General features: G+C 70.8%; 13 protein-coding genes. 4 read left to right on the top strand and 9 right to left on the bottom strand.

Features of this window, described 5'->3' with window-relative positions; translation table 11 throughout:
* Nucleotides 1–39 precede the first annotated feature (39 nt).
* Together F4553_RS28845 and F4553_RS28840 are read left to right on the top strand one after the other, a co-directional pair.
* The gene (locus F4553_RS28845; protein ID WP_184842045.1) at nucleotides 40–1,236 is read left to right on the top strand and encodes a thiolase family protein; all 1,197 of its coding nucleotides are present in this window, start codon (nucleotides 40–42) and stop codon (nucleotides 1,234–1,236) included.
* Nucleotides 1,233–3,302, top strand: coding sequence for a 3-hydroxyacyl-CoA dehydrogenase NAD-binding domain-containing protein (locus F4553_RS28840; RefSeq protein WP_184842042.1), 2,070 nt, complete (start codon nucleotides 1,233–1,235; stop codon nucleotides 3,300–3,302). The genes F4553_RS28845 and F4553_RS28840 overlap by 4 nt, the downstream gene beginning before the upstream one ends.
* A gap of 87 nt (nucleotides 3,303–3,389) precedes the next feature.
* Here the strand turns inward: F4553_RS28840 and F4553_RS28835 are convergent, their stop codons facing one another.
* The 4 genes from F4553_RS28835 to F4553_RS28820 all read right to left on the bottom strand — a co-directional run bounded on the left by F4553_RS28835 (nucleotide 3,390) and on the right by F4553_RS28820 (nucleotide 8,063).
* Nucleotides 3,390–3,560, bottom strand: coding sequence for a hypothetical protein (locus F4553_RS28835; RefSeq protein ID WP_184842039.1), 171 nt, complete (start codon nucleotides 3,558–3,560; stop codon nucleotides 3,390–3,392).
* Nucleotides 3,561–3,703: 143 nt separating this feature from the next.
* Nucleotides 3,704–4,645 (bottom strand): TolB family protein, encoded by a 942-nt coding sequence (locus F4553_RS28830; protein ID WP_184842036.1) that lies wholly within the window; start codon nucleotides 4,643–4,645, stop codon nucleotides 3,704–3,706.
* On the bottom strand, nucleotides 4,642–5,838 hold the full coding sequence (locus F4553_RS28825) for an MFS transporter (RefSeq protein WP_312875423.1): 1,197 nt from the start codon (nucleotides 5,836–5,838) through the stop codon (nucleotides 4,642–4,644). The genes F4553_RS28830 and F4553_RS28825 overlap by 4 nt, the downstream gene beginning before the upstream one ends.
* Before the next feature lie 83 nt (nucleotides 5,839–5,921).
* Nucleotides 5,922–8,063 (bottom strand): metallophosphoesterase, encoded by a 2,142-nt coding sequence (locus F4553_RS28820; protein ID WP_246467503.1) that lies wholly within the window; start codon nucleotides 8,061–8,063, stop codon nucleotides 5,922–5,924.
* Nucleotides 8,064–8,233: 170 nt separating this feature from the next.
* Between F4553_RS28820 and F4553_RS28815 the strand changes: the two genes are divergently transcribed.
* Complete coding sequence (locus tag F4553_RS28815) at nucleotides 8,234–9,148, top strand: helix-turn-helix domain-containing protein (RefSeq protein ID WP_221470523.1); 915 nt, start codon at nucleotides 8,234–8,236, stop codon at nucleotides 9,146–9,148.
* 148 nt (nucleotides 9,149–9,296) lie between these two features.
* Here the strand turns inward: F4553_RS28815 and F4553_RS28810 are convergent, their stop codons facing one another.
* Genes F4553_RS28810 through F4553_RS28800 form a run of 3 tightly spaced genes read right to left on the bottom strand, consistent with a single transcriptional unit; the run spans nucleotide 9,297 to nucleotide 11,508 of the window.
* On the bottom strand, nucleotides 9,297–9,677 hold the full coding sequence (locus F4553_RS28810) for a VOC family protein (RefSeq protein ID WP_184842033.1): 381 nt from the start codon (nucleotides 9,675–9,677) through the stop codon (nucleotides 9,297–9,299).
* Entirely contained in the window at nucleotides 9,674–10,849 is a 1,176-nt protein-coding gene (locus F4553_RS28805) for a sensor histidine kinase (protein WP_312875422.1), read from the bottom strand. The genes F4553_RS28810 and F4553_RS28805 overlap by 4 nt, the downstream gene beginning before the upstream one ends.
* Nucleotides 10,846–11,508 carry a response regulator transcription factor gene (locus F4553_RS28800; RefSeq protein ID WP_184842030.1) on the bottom strand — a complete coding sequence of 221 codons (663 nt, stop codon included), beginning with the start codon at nucleotides 11,506–11,508 and terminating at the stop codon, nucleotides 10,846–10,848. The genes F4553_RS28805 and F4553_RS28800 overlap by 4 nt, the downstream gene beginning before the upstream one ends.
* A 165-nt stretch (nucleotides 11,509–11,673) precedes the next feature.
* On the opposite strand from F4553_RS28800, the gene F4553_RS28795 reads away from it, so the two are divergent.
* Entirely contained in the window at nucleotides 11,674–12,852 is a 1,179-nt protein-coding gene (locus F4553_RS28795) for a C39 family peptidase (protein ID WP_312875421.1), read from the top strand.
* Between the two features lie 3 nt (nucleotides 12,853–12,855).
* Here the strand turns inward: F4553_RS28795 and F4553_RS28790 are convergent, their stop codons facing one another.
* Both F4553_RS28790 and F4553_RS28785 read right to left on the bottom strand, forming a co-directional pair.
* Entirely contained in the window at nucleotides 12,856–14,145 is a 1,290-nt protein-coding gene (locus tag F4553_RS28790; RefSeq protein WP_184842025.1) for a PQQ-binding-like beta-propeller repeat protein, read from the bottom strand.
* Entirely contained in the window at nucleotides 14,142–15,524 is a 1,383-nt protein-coding gene (locus F4553_RS28785; protein ID WP_184842022.1) for an outer membrane protein assembly factor BamB family protein, read from the bottom strand. Before F4553_RS28785 ends, F4553_RS28790 begins: the two co-directional genes overlap by 4 nt.
* Nucleotides 15,525–15,531: the final 7 nt, after the last annotated feature.

Below are 15,531 nucleotides of genomic sequence, written 5' to 3'. Positions count from 1 at the left end.
TAACATCAGGGGTACCACCTACTCTCCCGAGGAGGCTCAGTGCCCCGCTCCGTTCGCGACGTCGTCTTTGTCGACGGCGTCCGCACACCGTTCGGCAAGGCCGGCGGCGTCTATTCGCAGACCCGCGCCGACGATCTCGTCATCCGCTGCATCCGTGAGCTGCTGCGCCGCAATCCGCAGCTGCCCCCGGAGCGGGTCGACGAGGTCGCCATCGCCGCGACGACCCAGATCGGCGACCAGGGCCTGACGATCGGGCGCACCGCCGCACTCCTGTCCGGCCTGCCCAAGACCGTCCCCGGCTACTCGATCGACCGCATGTGCGCGGGCGCGATGACCGCGGTGACCACGGTCGCCTCCGGCATCGCGTTCGGCGCCTATGACGTGGCGATCGCGGGCGGCGTCGAGCACATGGGCCGCCACCCGATGGGTGAGGGCGTCGACCCCAACCCGCGCATCCTCGCCGAGAAGCTCGTCGACCCGTCCGCCCTCGTCATGGGCTCGACGGCGGAGAACCTGCACGACCGGCTCCCCGAGGTCACCAAGCAGCGGGTGGACGCCTACGGCCTCGCCTCGCAGGAGAAGACAGCAGCGGCCTACGCCGCCGGCAAGCTCCAGCCCGACCTCGTCTCCGTCGCCGTGCGCGACGCCGACGGCGGCTGGGGACTCTCCACGGTGGACGAAGCGCCCCGCGCCACCAGCCTGGAGAAACTCGCCACGCTGAAGACCCCGTTCCGTCCGCACGGCCGGGTCACCGCCGGTAACGCGGCCGGACTCAACGACGGCGCCACCGCCTGCCTGCTCGTCGCCGGCGAGGTCGCCGAGGAGCTCGGCCTGCCGGTCGGGATGAAGCTGGTCAGCTACGGATTCGTCGGCGTCGAGCCGGAGATCATGGGCATCGGCCCGATCCCGTCGACCGAGAAGGCATTGCGCCTGGCCGGTCTCACCATCGACGACATCGGCCTGTTCGAGCTCAACGAGGCCTTCGCGGTGCAGGTGCTCGCGTTCCTCGACCACTTCGGCATCTCCGACGACGACCCGCGCGTCAACCCGTGGGGCGGCGCCATCGCGATCGGGCACCCGCTCGCCTCCTCCGGCGTACGCCTCATGACCCAGCTCTCCCGCCACTTCGCCGAGCACCCGGAGGTCCGCTACGGGCTCACCGCGATGTGCATCGGCATCGGCATGGGCGGCACCGTGATCTGGGAGAACCCCAACTGGACAGGAGAGTCGAAGTGACCGTCGTCAACCCCAGCGAGGTAGTCACCAAGGCGCTCCTCCGGTCGGTACGCGTGCCGGGGCTCGACAAGCCCGCCGCACTGATCACGCTCGACAACGGGCTCGACCACACCAAGCCCAACACGCTCGGCCCGGCGGGGCTCGCCAGCCTCGACGAGGCGATCACCACCGCGCTCGCCGCCGACCCGGCCTTCATCGCCGTCACCGGCAAGCCCTACATCTTCTGCGTCGGTGCCGACATCACCGGGATCGCCCTCGTCACCGAACGGGAGCAGGCTCTCGAGATCGGTCAGCTCGGGCACCGGGTGTTCGCCCGGTTGCGCGACAGTGGCGTACCCACCTTTGCCTTTGTGAACGGCGCTGCGATGGGCGGCGGCCTGGAGCTGGCGCTGCACTGCCACTACCGGACGCTCAGCTCGGGCGCTGCGGCGCTCGCGCTGCCCGAGGTGTCGCTGGGCCTCGTGCCCGGCTGGGGCGGCACGCAGCTGCTGCCGAACCTGATCGGCGTCATCGGTGCCGCGCAGGTCATCGTGCAGAACCCGCTCATGCAGAACAAGATGCTCAAGCCGAAGCAGGCCCACGAGCTCGGCATGTCGGACGCGCTCTTCGAGCCGGCCGACTTCCTGGAGCGGTCGCTGGAGTGGGCCGCCGGTGTCGTCGGCGGCACGATCACCGTCGAGCGGGCTGAGGTCGACCGCAGCGAGATGTGGGACGCCGTCCTGGGCTTCGCCGGTGGCGAGCTCGACAAGAAGCTGCACGGCGCGTCCAAGGCCGCGACGAAGGCCCTGGAGCTGCTGGCGCTGGCCCGCACTGCTTCCTTTGAAGACGGCACGGCCGCCGAGGACGAGGCGCTCGCCGACCTGGTGATGAGCCAGGAGCTGCGGGCCGGGCTCTACGCCTTCGACCTGGTGCAGCGGCGGGCCAAGCGCCCGGCCGGTGCACCGAGCCCCACGCTCGCCCGCGACATCACCAAGGTCGGCGTCGTCGGTGCCGGTCTGATGGCGTCGCAGCTCGCGCTGCTGTTCGCCCGGCGCCTGGAGGTGCCGGTGGTCCTCACCGACCTCGACGCCGAGCGGGTCGCCAAGGGTGTCGGCTATGTCCACAACGAGATCGACAAGGCGGTCGCCAAGGGCCGTATGGCCGTCGGCACCGCTGCCAAGCTGCGCGGACTCGTCACCGGCAGCGTCGACAAGTCGGCCTTCGCCGATGCCGACCTCGTCATCGAGGCGGTCTTCGAGGACCTCGGCGTCAAGCAGAAGGTCTGGGCCGAGGTCGAGCAGATCGTGAAGCCCGACTGCGTGCTCGCCACCAACACCAGCTCGCTCTCGGTGACCGCGCAGGCCAGCGGCCTGGAGCACCCCGAGCGCGTCGTCGGCCTGCACTTCTTCAACCCGGTCGCGATCATGCCGCTGCTGGAGGTCGTCCGCGCCGAGCAGACCGACGACGCCACGCTCGCGACGGCGTTCGCGGTCGGCAAGAAGCTGCGCAAGTCGTGCGTGCTGGTGAAGGACGCTCCCGCGTTCGTCGCCAACCGCATCATGACCAGGCTCTTCTCGGAGATCTACGCCGCGATCGACGCGGGCACCCCGGTCGACGTCGCCAACCGCGCCCTCGACCCGCTGGGCCTGCCGATGCGCCCGTTCGAGCTGCTCCAGCTCGTCGGCCCGGCCGTCGGCGCGCACGTCGGCACCGTGCTGCACGAGGCGTTCCCGGACCGGTTCGGCCTGTCGGCCAACCTCGGCGCCATCGTGAAGTCGGGCCTCCCGCTGATCGTGGATGAGGAGGTCAACCCCGAGGTGGTCGCGCTGCTGCAGGTCGGTGACGCGCCGCTGTCCGAGGCGGAGGTACGCGACCGCGCCGTCGCCGCCCTCGCCCAGGAGATCCGGATCATGCTGGACGAGGGTGTCGTCGCCGACCCGGCCGACATCGACCTCTGCATGATCCTCGGCGGCGGATGGCCGTTCTACCTCGGTGGGATCACGCCCTACCTGGACCGTTCCGGCACGTCGGAGAAGGTGACGGGCAAGCGTTTCGCCGCCCCCGGCGTAGTCACCCTCCCCGCGTAAGGCTCGCTCTCATGATCGGCGCAACTCTTCAAGAGTTGCGCCGATCATGCGGTCGGTGATCACACCGTTTCCCCAAACTTGGTGCGATCACCACGCGCGCGGCCCGAAGATCACGTCGCTTTCCCTGAAGCAGACGTGATCTTGGGCATTGATCACGTCTGCTTCAGGGAAAGCGACGTGATCTCCCACGGAGAAGATCGCGAACCCGCGCCACGCGGACCAGCCCGAGCAACCACCCACCTCCTCGTCGGCGAGCACTTGAAATCCGCGCCCCAAGATCGCCGCAACTCTTGAAGAGTTGCGGCGAATAACACCAACTCTTCAAGAGTTGCGACGATCTTGGGCGCGATGGTCTGGGGGCGCGGCGGCCTGGGGGCGCGGCGGTCTTGGGGCGCGGCGGGTCAGGGGAACGACGGGGACGACGACGCCGAGCGCAACAACGTCGGAGCACCGCTCCCATCGGCGGGGACGGCATAGATCGCGCCGTTCACCCCGTAAGCGACCGTCGTCTCGTCGGCCCACGCGGGCTGGTCGTCCACGGAGAGCACCTCCGCCAACGCAACCGACGGCGCCGACCCCGTCACTGAGAACCCCGCCAGCGGCGCCACATGCAGCCGCCACCCACCGGCGACCCGCTTCTTGTAGGCGATCCGCGTCCCGTCCGGCGACAGCGACGGGCACTCCACGTCGGTCCCGATCGCGACGAGCGTCCGCGCGACCAGGTCGCCTCGCACCAACCAGGTCCGACCAGCCAGCGCCATCGTGGCGTAGAAGGTCCGGTCATCGGCGGCGAAGGTGATCCCCCAGTAGTTCACGTGCTCGTCCATCCGCACGATCACCCCGTTGATCGTCGCGCTGAAGTCCTCCAGGGAGCCGTAATGCTCCCCGGTCGACAGGTCGTAGACGCCCGCGATCGTGGAGAACTCGCCGTCGCGCAGGTAGGAATCTCCACTGTGGAAGACGGTCCAGGCGACGAGGCGGCCCGACGGCGAGACCCGGGCGCGGCTGGGGGTGCCCCAGAGGTCGATCGTCTTGCGCAGCACCATCTCCCGGTCGAAGATCGCGGCCTGGAAGCCCATCGGCAGGGCGGAGCGCAGGCAGATCAGGGTGCCCGCGGCGGCGTAGGAGCGCTGGCACGCCGGTCCCGTTCCGGCGGTGCCGGAGGGCGCGGTCTGGCGTACCCGCTGATCGGTTGTGGAGACGGCGATGAGCGTGCCGGGCCGGGTCAGGTCGAGCGGCGCGGCCTGGGCCTCGGTGCTCGGGAGCGCGCGCCAGGTGACGTAGCCCGCGCCGCCGAGCACGAGGGCGACGATGAGGGCGATGCCGACGTGGCGCTTGTTCATCGTGCGGCCCGGAGCGTGAGCAGGCCGAGTGCGGCCGCGAGCGCGACCGCGTAACCGGTGAACGCCCAGGTCAGAGCGAAGGCCTGGGCGGCGAAGCCGAAGCCGACCGCGCCGAGCGACCGCGCCAGCGCCTGCACCGTCTGCACCACCGCGAGCCCGCTGGCGCGCAGCTCCGCGGGGAGGAGCGGTCCGGCCTGCGCCATCAGCACGCCGTCGGTCGCGGCATAGAAGATCCCGTGCAGGAGAAGGGCGGCACCCGCGACCCACCACCCCGCCCCGCCGACCGCGACGAACCCGTATGCCCCGATGAGCAGGGCGTGCCCGGCGAGGAAGACCCGTCGACGCCCGAGCCGATCCGCGAGCCTGCCCACCGGGATCGCCGCGACCATGAAGGTGAGCGCGGTCCCGAGCGGCAGCAGCGGCAGCAGTTCGCTGGGGAGCCCGGCGCTGCGCTGCACGGCGAGGAAGAGGAACATGTCGCCGACGGTGAGCAGCCCGAGCAGCCCGGCGGCGAGGCAGATCCGCCGCAGTTCGGGGCGCAGCAGCAGCCGGACCCCTTCGCGGACGGCGATCGGGACCGCGGGTCGGGCACCGGGCACGTCGACGAAGAAGATCAGGATGAGGACGGCGATCGCGCCGAGGCAGAAGCTCGTCACGAAGACCGTGTCGTAGCCACCCGCCACCAGCGTGATCAGGGCGAACGCGATCAGCGGCCCGATCAGCGCACCGGCGGTGTCCAGCGCCCGGTGCACGCCGAACGCCCGCCCCAACGTCTCCGGCGGAGTGGCTGCGGTGATCATGGCGTCGCGCGGTGCGGTACGGATCCCCTTGCCGACCCGGTCCGCGGCGATGGTGGCGCCGATACCGGCGGCGGAGGCCCCGACCAGCGGGAAGGCGAGCTTGGTGAGCGCGGAGATGCCGTAGCCCGCGACCGCCACCGCCTTGGGGCGCCCCCACCGGTCGGCGAGGTGCCCGCCGCCGAGCCGCAGCAGCGCCGTGGCGCCGGTGTAGAGGCCGTCGAGCAGTCCCAGCTGCAGGTAGCCCAGCCCGAGCCCGTAGACGAGGTAGAGCGGCAGGATCGCGGTCACCATCTCCGCCGACGCGTCCGTGACGAGGCTGACGATGCCGAGGCCGATCACGGTCGCCGGGACCGCCCTGGTTCCGCCGGGAAGGGACGGAGTGGTGACGTACACGCGGGTGCTACCTCCGGGGTTGTGCTGAAGCGGAGATCGGCCGGAGGGGGTCCTCGTCCCTCCGGCCGCCTCTCCACACCGAGCTACGACGTGACGATCGCGATGTCGTCGACCTGCGCCTCGAAGAGGCTTGCCGTGCTCGCGTCCGCTGCGGTGATCAGCAGATAGACCGACCGGCCCGCGTAGGCCGAGAGGTTCACCGTGGCGGTCTGCCAGGCACCGGCGACCTCGGTCGCCGCACCCAGCCGTTCGAAGACCTTGGTCGTGGTGGCACCGTCGACGACCGAGATCCGCAGATAGTCGGCGGTCGAGGAGTTGCTGCCGTAGGCCACGTTGGACTTCAGCGACAGCGTCAGCGTGCCCGTCGGCAGCGTGATCAGCGGCGAGCGGGCCGAGGTGGTGCCGCCGTCGAGGTCGTTGGCGCCGTAGCTCGATCCGGCGAGTCGCCCGGTGACGAGGCAGTTGACCCCGCTCGGCGTCGTGCCGAGCTGCTTGATCTGGCTGTTGACGGTCGAGGTGGTCTGCTCGGGGTCACCGCGTTCGAGCCGCCCCGAGGTCGCGGTGTCCGACCCGGCCGGGTTGATCGTCCAGCCCTTGTTCGTCTCGAAGTCGTCGGTGAAGACCGTGCCGCCGCCCGCGGTGACGGTGAGCTGGATCGTCGCCGTCCTGGTCAGCGCGCCCGACGTGCCGGTGACGGTGAGGTTCGTGGTGCCGAGCGCGGCGGTCGCCGAGACGGTGAGGTTCAGCGTCGCGGTGGCGGTGCCGTTGGCGGGCGGCGTCACCGAGGGCGGCGTGATCGCGGCGGAGACGCCGGTCGGCAGGCCCGAGACGGTCAACGCGGTCGCGGCGGCGAAGCCACCGGTGCTGGTGACCCGGACCGTCGCCGACCCGGACGAGACCCGCGGCACGGAGAGCGCGGTCGGGACCGTGGTGACGGTGAAGTCCGGTGAAGTCGCGGCGCGCTTGCAGGTGCCGGTCACCGAATCGGTGAAGGTACGCCCGGCCACCGGTACGAAGGCCGCGGTGTATCCGGTCGCCGTCAGCGTCAGCTTGCCCACGCCGTAGGTGTTGTTGTTGCTGACCTCCACAGTGGCGGCGGTGGGGCTGGTGGTGGTGTAGAGCGCTCGCCCGCCGGTGCCGATGAGCAGCTCGCGGATGCCGTTGACGGTGTCCTTCGTGCCGTCGGGGCGGGACATCGCGAAGCGTACGTAGTTGTGGTCGTGCCCGTTGAAGACGAGGTCGGCCTGGTTGTCATAGAGCGCCTGGAAGAGCGGCAGCACGTCGGTGTTGTCGCCGTAGCTGCCCTTGGCGAAGCGCGGGTGGTGCCAGTAGGCGGCGGTGCACGGCTTGGTGTTGGCGGTGAGGTCGTTGCGCAGCCACACCTCCTGCGCCGAGCCGGCCGTCATCGCGATGTTGGAGTTGAGCGCCACGAAGTGCCAGTCGCCCACGTTGAAGCTGTAGTAGCCCTGGCCGCGCTGACCCGCCCGTCCATTCTGGACACCGGAACCGTTGAAGTAGTCGAAGTAGCCCGCGGCGCCCGAGGTCTGGTACTCGTGGTTGCCCGGCGCCGGATAGGTGATCGACTTGAAGGCACCCCACGTGGGCTGGTAATTCGCGTTGTACTCCGCCAGCGTGCCGCTCTCGTAGGCGTTGTCGCCCATCGTGATCACCGCGGTCGGCGCCATCGCCGTGACCAGGTCGTCGGTCTGGTTGCACGCCTCACCGCAGATGTCACCGGCGGCGGCGACCGTCACCGTCGCGGCCGCGAGGGGCTGCGCGCCCGACTGCAGTGCGTCGATCGTGAAGCGGCTCGCCGGATCGGCGATCGCGGGGCTCACCTGGACGCAGTCGCCGCGCAGCGCACGGGTGTGAAACGCCTGGCCGGGCCAGTTCTTGGCGGTCAGGACCGTGCTGCCGCCCGCCGAACCCGTCAGGGTCAGCCGGTCCGACCCGCGCAGGGCCAGCTCCGTGAAGCGCAGTCGCAGCCAGTGGGCGCCCCGGTCGCAGACGAGCTGCGGTGCCGCCGCCACACCCGCGCCGCTGACGGCGACATGGCGGGCCAGCGTGCCCGGCTCGGCGAGCTGCGCCACCTGGGCCGCCGGCTCCGGCAGCACCATCGCCACCAGGTCCGGTGCCGGGACAGTGGCGGTGGCCGGTCCGGCACCGACCAGCAGGCCGCCGACGAGGAGGAGTGCGGCGGATCCGCCGCTTCGCAAGAATCGCATCGTGTCCCTCGTCCGGCGTAGGGCTATTCGGTGCCTCGAACCCTAGCCAGGCGACGACCTTCGTCAATGCCATCAGCCATAGCCGTCTGGATAACCCTGGATGCATACTCACGATCGGGGGACGGTGTCCTTCTTTAGTGTGGCTTGCTGCCGCATCGAGGCGAGGGGAGGTGGTTGAATCGATGGGGGCCGGTGCGACCGAGTTCAGCGGAAGCCTGCGCGCGGCGATCCAGCGCAGCGGACTCAGCCTCGACGACCTCGCCCGCCGACTGCGCGAGCGGGAGACCCCGCTCAGCGCGAGCACGATCAGCTACTGGCAGACCGGCGCCACCCAACCGGAACGCCTGGGTTCGCTCGCCGCGCTCGCAGCCCTGGAGGAGATCCTCGGCGTCCCGTCGGGCGCGCTCGCCGCGCTGGTCGGGCCGCGTCGGCCGCGCGGCAGCTGGCTGCCGAAATTCAACACCAATCTGCGGTACGACGCCTTCTGGTACCACCCGGAGTCGGTCCTGCGGGTGCTGGCGAAGGTCGACGCCACCCCCGACGATCTGGCTCAGCCGCTCAAGCTCTCGCAGAGCGTCGCCTACCGGATCGACGCGCAGGGGTGTGAGGAGTCGATCCACGTGCGCCGCATCGTCCGCGCCGATCGTGACGACACCCGCCGGGTCATCTTCGTCTCCCGCTGCGCCACGCTGCCCCAGCCGCCGACGGTGACCTTCGCCGAGGGGTGCCGGCCGGCGCGCTTCCGGGCCGACGTGCCGAGCTCCACCTGCGTCTTCGAGTTCCTGCTGGACTATCCACTTGCCGCCGGGGAGCTGGCGATGATCGAGTTCGGCCTGCGCTACCCGCCCGGCCAGCACCAGAACTACATCCGGCTGGAGATCTCCCGGCCGTCGCGGGACCTGACGCTGCAGGTCTCGTTCGACCCGAGCCGGGTGCCGGCCCGCTGCTACAGCCACTATCAGCCGCGCAACACCCTGCCGGTGCAGCGGATCCGGGAGGCGGAGATCGCCCGGCCACCGCACACGATCCAGTTCATCACCCTGGACCCCACGCCCGGCGCCTACGGCGTGACGTGGGAGTGGTGAGAGCCGTTCCTGCGGCGCAAGCCGCGCCCGTGTCACGTTTTGCAGCAAAGCGTGGCCATTCCCGCGCCGAAGGCCACGCTTTGCTGCAAAGCGTGGCGCGTTGCAGCACGGAGCGCGGTGCCGACGAGTGCGGTGCGGTGATGCGGGGTCAGGCGCGCTCGCCGAGGCTGCGCTCGACGCAGAACTCGTTGCCCTCGGGGTCGGCGAGCACGGCCCAGCCGGTGCCGTCGCCCTTGCGGTGGTCGTCGACGAGCTTGGCGCCGAGCCCGATCAGCCGGTCGACCTCCTCGTCGCGCTTGCGATCGGTCGGCTGCAGGTCGAGGTGGAGCCGGTTCTTCACCGACTTGCCGTCGGGCACCTGCACGAACAGCAGTCCCGGGCCCTCGCCGTCGGGCGCGATGAGCAGGGACGCTGGATCCCCCGGCTTGTCGTCGGGGTGACGCGGATAACCCGTGACCTCGCTCCAGAACCCGGCGAGGGCATAGGCATCGGCACAGTCCACTGTGATGTGTCGAATCAACGCAGTCACCCGGCCGATGCTAGTGGCAATGCCACGGTCACCTCTAGTCCCCCGCCGGGAAGGGCGATGGCGCTCACGGTCCCGCCGTGCGCGTCGCAGACCGCTCGGACGATGGAGAGGCCGAGTCCGGCGCCCCGGGCACCGGTTCGTTCCCGGCCGCCCCGGCGGAACGGCTCGAAGAGCCCGGGCACGTCGGCCTGCTCCACCTCGAATCCGGTGTTGCCGACCACCAGCGTGGCGTGGTCGGCGGTCGAGGCGGTCCGCACCCAGATCCGGCCGCCGCGGTGGTTGTAGCGCACGGCGTTCTCGATCAGGTTGCCCGCGAGCCGCTCCAGCAGGCTGGGGTCGCCGACGACCCGCGACGCCTCCAGGTCGACGTCGATGCCGAGGGCGAGCCGCTTCACCTCGTTGCCGAGCGCCTGGATGGCCCGCGGCACCCCGTCGGCGAGATCGGCGGGTTCGCGGCGGGACAGTGCCGTCGCGGCCTCGCTGCGCGCCAGGACGAGCAGCGCGTCGACGAGGGCGTTGGCGCGCTGGGAGGCGTCGCTGACGACGGTTCCCATCCGGCGCAGCTCCTTGACGTCGGCGGTCGGGTCGGAGAGCGTCACGTCGATCTCGGTACGCATCACCGCCAGCGGCGTGCGCAGCTCGTGCGACGCGTTGGCGACGAAGCGCCGCTGCGAGTCGAAGGCGAGGGCGAGCCGGTCCAGCATCTCGTCGAAGGTGTCGGCGAGCTCGGCGACCTCGTCGTCGGCACCGGCGTAGTTGATGCGGCGGCTCAGCGTCTGCCCCGAGAGCTGCCGGGCGGTCGCCGTCACCGATTGCAGGGGGCGCAGCGCGCGGCCGACCACGGCGTACCCGCCGGCGACGCCGACCACGCTGATGGCGAGCAGGGCCAGCAGCCCCTTCGCGATGATCTCGTTGCGTGCCTCGCGCGAGATGAGCTCCTGCCACTCGCGGGCGTCGAGCTCGCTGCCGTTGGCGAGGACGACCCGGGTGCCGTCGCGGAGCTGCTCGGCCGGGTGCAGGGCGTCCGAGACGAGCAGGAACGACATGCTGATCAGCAGGATCCCGGCCCCGACGAGGAGCACGCCGTTGAGCAGGGTCAGCCGCAGGCGCAGCGTGGGGCGCAGTCGCCGGCCGCGGCGCTGGACCTCGGTCCGGACCACGGGACCGGTCACGGCATCACGATCCGGTAGCCGGCACCGTAGAGGGTCTCGATCAGCGGTGGTTCGCCGAGCTTGCGCCGCAGCGTACGCATCGTGACCCGGACGATCGTCGTGAAGGGGTCGGCGTTGGCGTCCCAGACCCGCTCCAGCAGCTCCTCGGTGGAGACGACCGAGCCGTCGGCCCGCAGCAGCTCCTCCAGCAGGCCGAACTCCTTGTTGGTGAGCTCGATGAGCTGCCCGGCCCGGTGCACGGTGCGCTTCGCCGGGTCGAGGGTGAGATCGGCCACCTTGAGGACCGGCGGCGTCACCGGCGTGGCCCGGCGGCCGAGCGCCTGCACGCGCGCCACGAGTTCGTCGAAGGCGAAGGGTTTCGGCAGGTAGTCGTCGGCACCGAGGCCGAGCCCGGCCACCCGGTCGGCGACGGAGCCGCTCGCGGTCAGCATCAGCACCCGCGTCAGCGTGCCGGAGGCGGCGAGTTCGGCGCAGATCTGGTCGCCCGGCACGCCGGGCAGGTCCCGATCGAGCACGACCACGTCGTAACGGGTGATGAAGGCGGCTTCCTGGCCCGCGTCACCGTCATAGGCGACGTCGACCGCCATCCCGTGTCTGCGCAGGCCACGAGCGATGGCATCGGCGAGGTGGCGCTCGTCCTCGATGACGAGAACACGCATCCGCACTCCTCCTTTCGTTCCGAAGCCTTGCGAACGAATGCCGCGTCGTCCACGCTTACGAACATGAGAAGACGCAGTGTACTTCGCACCGCGTTCAGTGCCGGTGTGGTCGGCCCAGGTGCCGCCCCGGCTGCGGAGACGCTCCCGACTGACCCCACTCGGCGAGTGACGCCCAACGATATCTACTTCCGCCGCTGGCGGACCGACGCCGATTTCCGGGCCGGGACGGCGATCGGCACCGTGGTCGGTGGCGACGCGATCACCTTCGGCACGCCGGCGGGGCGGCTGACCTACCCGGACCCGCACTCCGGAGCGACCGGCACCTACGAGTTCGCCACGTGGACATCGATGGAGGTCGCACCGGGCTTCGGCGCCAAGGAGATCATCTCGTCGTGGATCGCGTCCACTCCCGGCGGGAGCTGGATCCAGATCGAGCTGCGCGGCGCGACATCGACCGGCTCCTTCACGAAGTGGTATGTCGTGGCGCGCTGGGCGGCCGATGACGCCGTGCTGCGCCGCACCTCGGTCCCCGCGCAGGGCGACGCCGACGGCACGGTCTCCGTCGACACCTTCGTCGCGACCCCCGGGCGTGAGCTGCATCGCTGGCAGCTCCGGGTGACCCTGCTGCGCCCCATCGGCTCGGAGCTCACCCCGACCCTGCGTTCGCTCGGCGCCGTCGCGTCGTGCCTGCCCGAGCCGGGCCGGATCACTCCCTCGACGCCGCAGGCGGCCCTCGGCGTGACCCTGGAGGTCCCCCGGTTCTCCCAGGAGATCCACGTCGGCGAGTACCCGCAGTACGACAACGGCGGGCAGGCCTGGTGCAGCCCGACCTGCACCTCGATGGTGATGAGCTACTGGGGGGCGCTGCCGCCGACCGACGACTACGCGTGGGTCGATCAGTCCTATCAGGACCGCTGGGTCGACCACGCCGCGCGGCACTGCTTCGACTACAACTACGTGGGCTGCGGCAACTGGCCGTTCAACGTGGCATATGCGGGCCGCTACGGGCTCGAGGGCTTCGTCACCCGGCTGCGCTCGCTCAACGAGGCGGAGCTCTTCATCGAGGCCGGGCTGCCGCTCGTGCTCTCGGCCTCCTTCGGCAAGCACGAAATCCCCGGGCTCGACTACTCCACCAACGGCCACCTGATCGCCCTCGTCGGCTTCACCGCCGACGGCGAGCCGATCCTCAACGACCCCAACTCCCCCACCGATGAGGATGTGCGCAAACCCGTGGGCCGAGCGGAGTTCGAGAGCGCGTGGCTCAACTCCTCGCGCGGCGTCGCCTATGTGATGCACCCGGCCGGCGCGGCCCTGCCCGACCCGCCGAGCCAGCCCAACTGGTGACGCTCAGCCCCGGCGTCGGAAGATCTCGAAGCCGTCGGAGCCGAGCGTGCACACGATCGACACCCCGGCCGCCTGGCAGTTGCGGACCGCGGTGTGCACGGTGCCGAGGAGCTGGAGCCCGCCCGCCGCGTCGAGCCGGGCGAACCAGGTCAGCGGCGGGGCGATGTTGGTACGCATCAGCACCGGCGCGTCGTCGGTGTCCCGGCCGAGGTAGGACCAGGCACCGGTCGGCCGCGCGCCGTACCCCAGCTCGTCGAGGTAGGCGACCGCCGTCGAGTTGACCTGGCTCAGCTCCGCCGGATTGTTCGTCACGGCGAGCCAGCCACCGGGGACAGCCAGCAGGTACTGCCAGGTCAGACTGCGTTCGAAGAGCTTGCGCCCGGTCACCGGATCGATGATCTCCGGATCGAAGTCCCGATCGTCGCAGAGCACGTCACCGCAGGCGACGACCCCGGCCGGGGCGTCCCGGTGCCAGACCTCCTGGAGCAGCACCGGTTCGTATTTGCTGAGCTCGCCGGCGACCGAACCGAAGTACGCGAAGCCGCCCAGCGTCGTGGCGTAGCGGATGCCCGACGCGGCGACCCGGGCGCTGGAACGCAGGGTGCCGTCGGCGGCCTCGACGCTGTAGGCGAGCCCGCCCGGATCGGTGACCAGGACGACCGGGCTCCCCGGTACGGCCTGCAGTGCGTAGATGAAGCCGGGCGACTGCACCGGTAACCGGCGCGACCACAGCTCCTCGCCGCTGCGCAGATCACGGCCTCGCAGATCGGCGAAGAACTCCTCCTCCACCATCAGGTAGGTCAGGTGGACGGCGACCTCGTCCACGACCGCCACCTGCGGCGCGGGCTCCTCCGCGAGGACCTGGCCGGACACGGGGTCGATCGCGAGCAGCATGTCGCCGCCGGAGCCGATGGCGTTCATCACCACCAGCCCGCCGCTCGCCCTCGCCCCGCTGACGCGATCGACGCCCTTGAAGGTGGCGGTCCACCGGAAGAGCCCGTCGAGCAGCTGGTAGGCGTCGATCCGCAGGACCGAACTGCCCTCCGACCGGCTCACCGCGTAGACCAGGTCGCCCACGATGATCGGAGTCGACTGGATCAGGTAGGGGTACGCCGCCACCGACACGATCCGTGCGTCGGCCACCGGCACCGGTGTGACGCCCAGGACCAGCGCTGCGAGGACGGCGAGCGCCGCCATCCGGCGGTTGCGATGGGTGTCGATCCGCTCCCGCAGCGGGCGCTCGGGCCCACGCCGGTCCCGGTAGCCCTCGCCGAGGTCGATCACGACGCTCATCGCCGACCCGCCTGAAGCGCCTTCGCCAGGTCGACGACGATCGCCTCGTTGAGGATCAGGCAGGTGAGCCAGGACCCCGTGATCGAGCAGTTGTCGAGCTGCGCGCCGAGCGGGCCGAAGGGCGCCAGCGGCCGGATCGAGAGCTTCCCGGTCGCGGGGATGGTGCCGAACCACATCCGCTCACCCGGACCGGCCGGGAGGGCGACGAGCAGTGCACCGTCGCGCTCGCCGAGCACCCGCCACCGCCCCAGGTCCATGCGCAAGCTGCCGTCAGCGGGGTTGACCAGCGTCATCGTCCCGCTGCCCTGCGGCACCGCGGCGATGAGCAGGTCGCCCCCGCTGCGGTGCCACAACCCGTAGGGCTGTAAGGAGGCGGTCCAGACGGTCCGGCCCGTGTGAACGTCGCGCGCCGTCGTCGACTGGTCGTTCGTCTCGCAGATCAGGGAGCCGCAGCGGTTCAGATAGCTGCCGCCCTGGATCTGGCTGTCCGGCGTACGCCACAACTCGCGCAGGTCGACCCGGTCGAAGAGGGCGACGACCCGCTCGTCGAAACCGTCGCTGGGATCGTCGTTCTCGTCGCGGGTGATCTCGGCGATGATGATGTCGTCATCGAAGTCCATGATGGACGCCCTCGGCGGCAGCTTGCCGAGCGGCGTGAGCTTGCCGGTGCTGATCGCCAGCGTGCTCAGGGTCCCCTCGCGCCAGTCGCTGACGAGTGCCTCCTTCACCGGCACGCCCTGCCGGATCGCCTCCCAGCCGTCGTTGGAGATCGCGATGTTGCTGCCGGCGGACTCGGCGGTCCGCCACAGGTCCGCCCCGGTCACCGGGTCGACGGATGCGATCTCGAAGCCCTGATCGCTGCCGTTGAGGAAGAGCAGCGTCGGGTGGGGCTCCGGCTGGGCGAAGGCGCTGCCCCGGCGGTCCCAGCGAAGCGCACCGGTGGCGGCGTCCAGCCCGTAGGCGTGGGGTACGTAGCCCGGTCCGTCGCCGTCGGTGTCGGGCGGCGAGTTCTGGCTGTTGCCCGAGACGACGAGGACACCGGCGACGAGTTCGGCGGTGTTCAGGCTGCTGAGCTCGGACGGGACGGACCAGAGCCGCTCGCCGGTGACGAGGTTCCAGGCGTCCATCGTGTGCCGGCCCGGCCCTAGCGCCACCAAAACGTCGTCGACGATCGCCACACCCGACTCCTGCGCCCGGTTCTCGGCGAGCACGAAGGGCGTCTCCCAGGCCGTGGGCGGCGCGGGTGGCGTGGAGGCGTCGACGCCCCAGAGCAGCCCGACGATGCAGGCGGCGGCGAGCCACGGTCGGGCCCAGCGGGCGCTTCGGTCACGCGGCAACTCGTCGACGTCGCCATCAGGCACCACGCCGAGGTCGATCACGATCTCT

The sequence above is a fragment of the Allocatelliglobosispora scoriae genome (assembly GCF_014204945.1).
GTDB lineage: Bacteria > Actinomycetota > Actinomycetes > Mycobacteriales > Micromonosporaceae > Allocatelliglobosispora > Allocatelliglobosispora scoriae.
Note: the sequence above shows the minus strand (reverse complement) of the source record. Positions and strands in the feature narration are given on the sequence as shown.

What these genes read in the sequence shown, in the direction of transcription:
- F4553_RS28830 (WP_184842036.1), bottom strand. Translation starts at nt 4,645, where the DNA reads ATGAACAAGCGCCACGTCGGCATCGCCCTCATCGTCGCCCTCGTGCTC.
- F4553_RS28820 (WP_246467503.1), bottom strand. Translation starts at nt 8,063, where the DNA reads ATGCGATTCTTGCGAAGCGGCGGATCCGCCGCACTCCTCCTCGTCGGC.
- F4553_RS28800 (WP_184842030.1), bottom strand. Translation starts at nt 11,508, where the DNA reads ATGCGTGTTCTCGTCATCGAGGACGAGCGCCACCTCGCCGATGCCATC.
- F4553_RS28790 (WP_184842025.1), bottom strand. Translation starts at nt 14,145, where the DNA reads ATGAGCGTCGTGATCGACCTCGGCGAGGGCTACCGGGACCGGCGTGGG.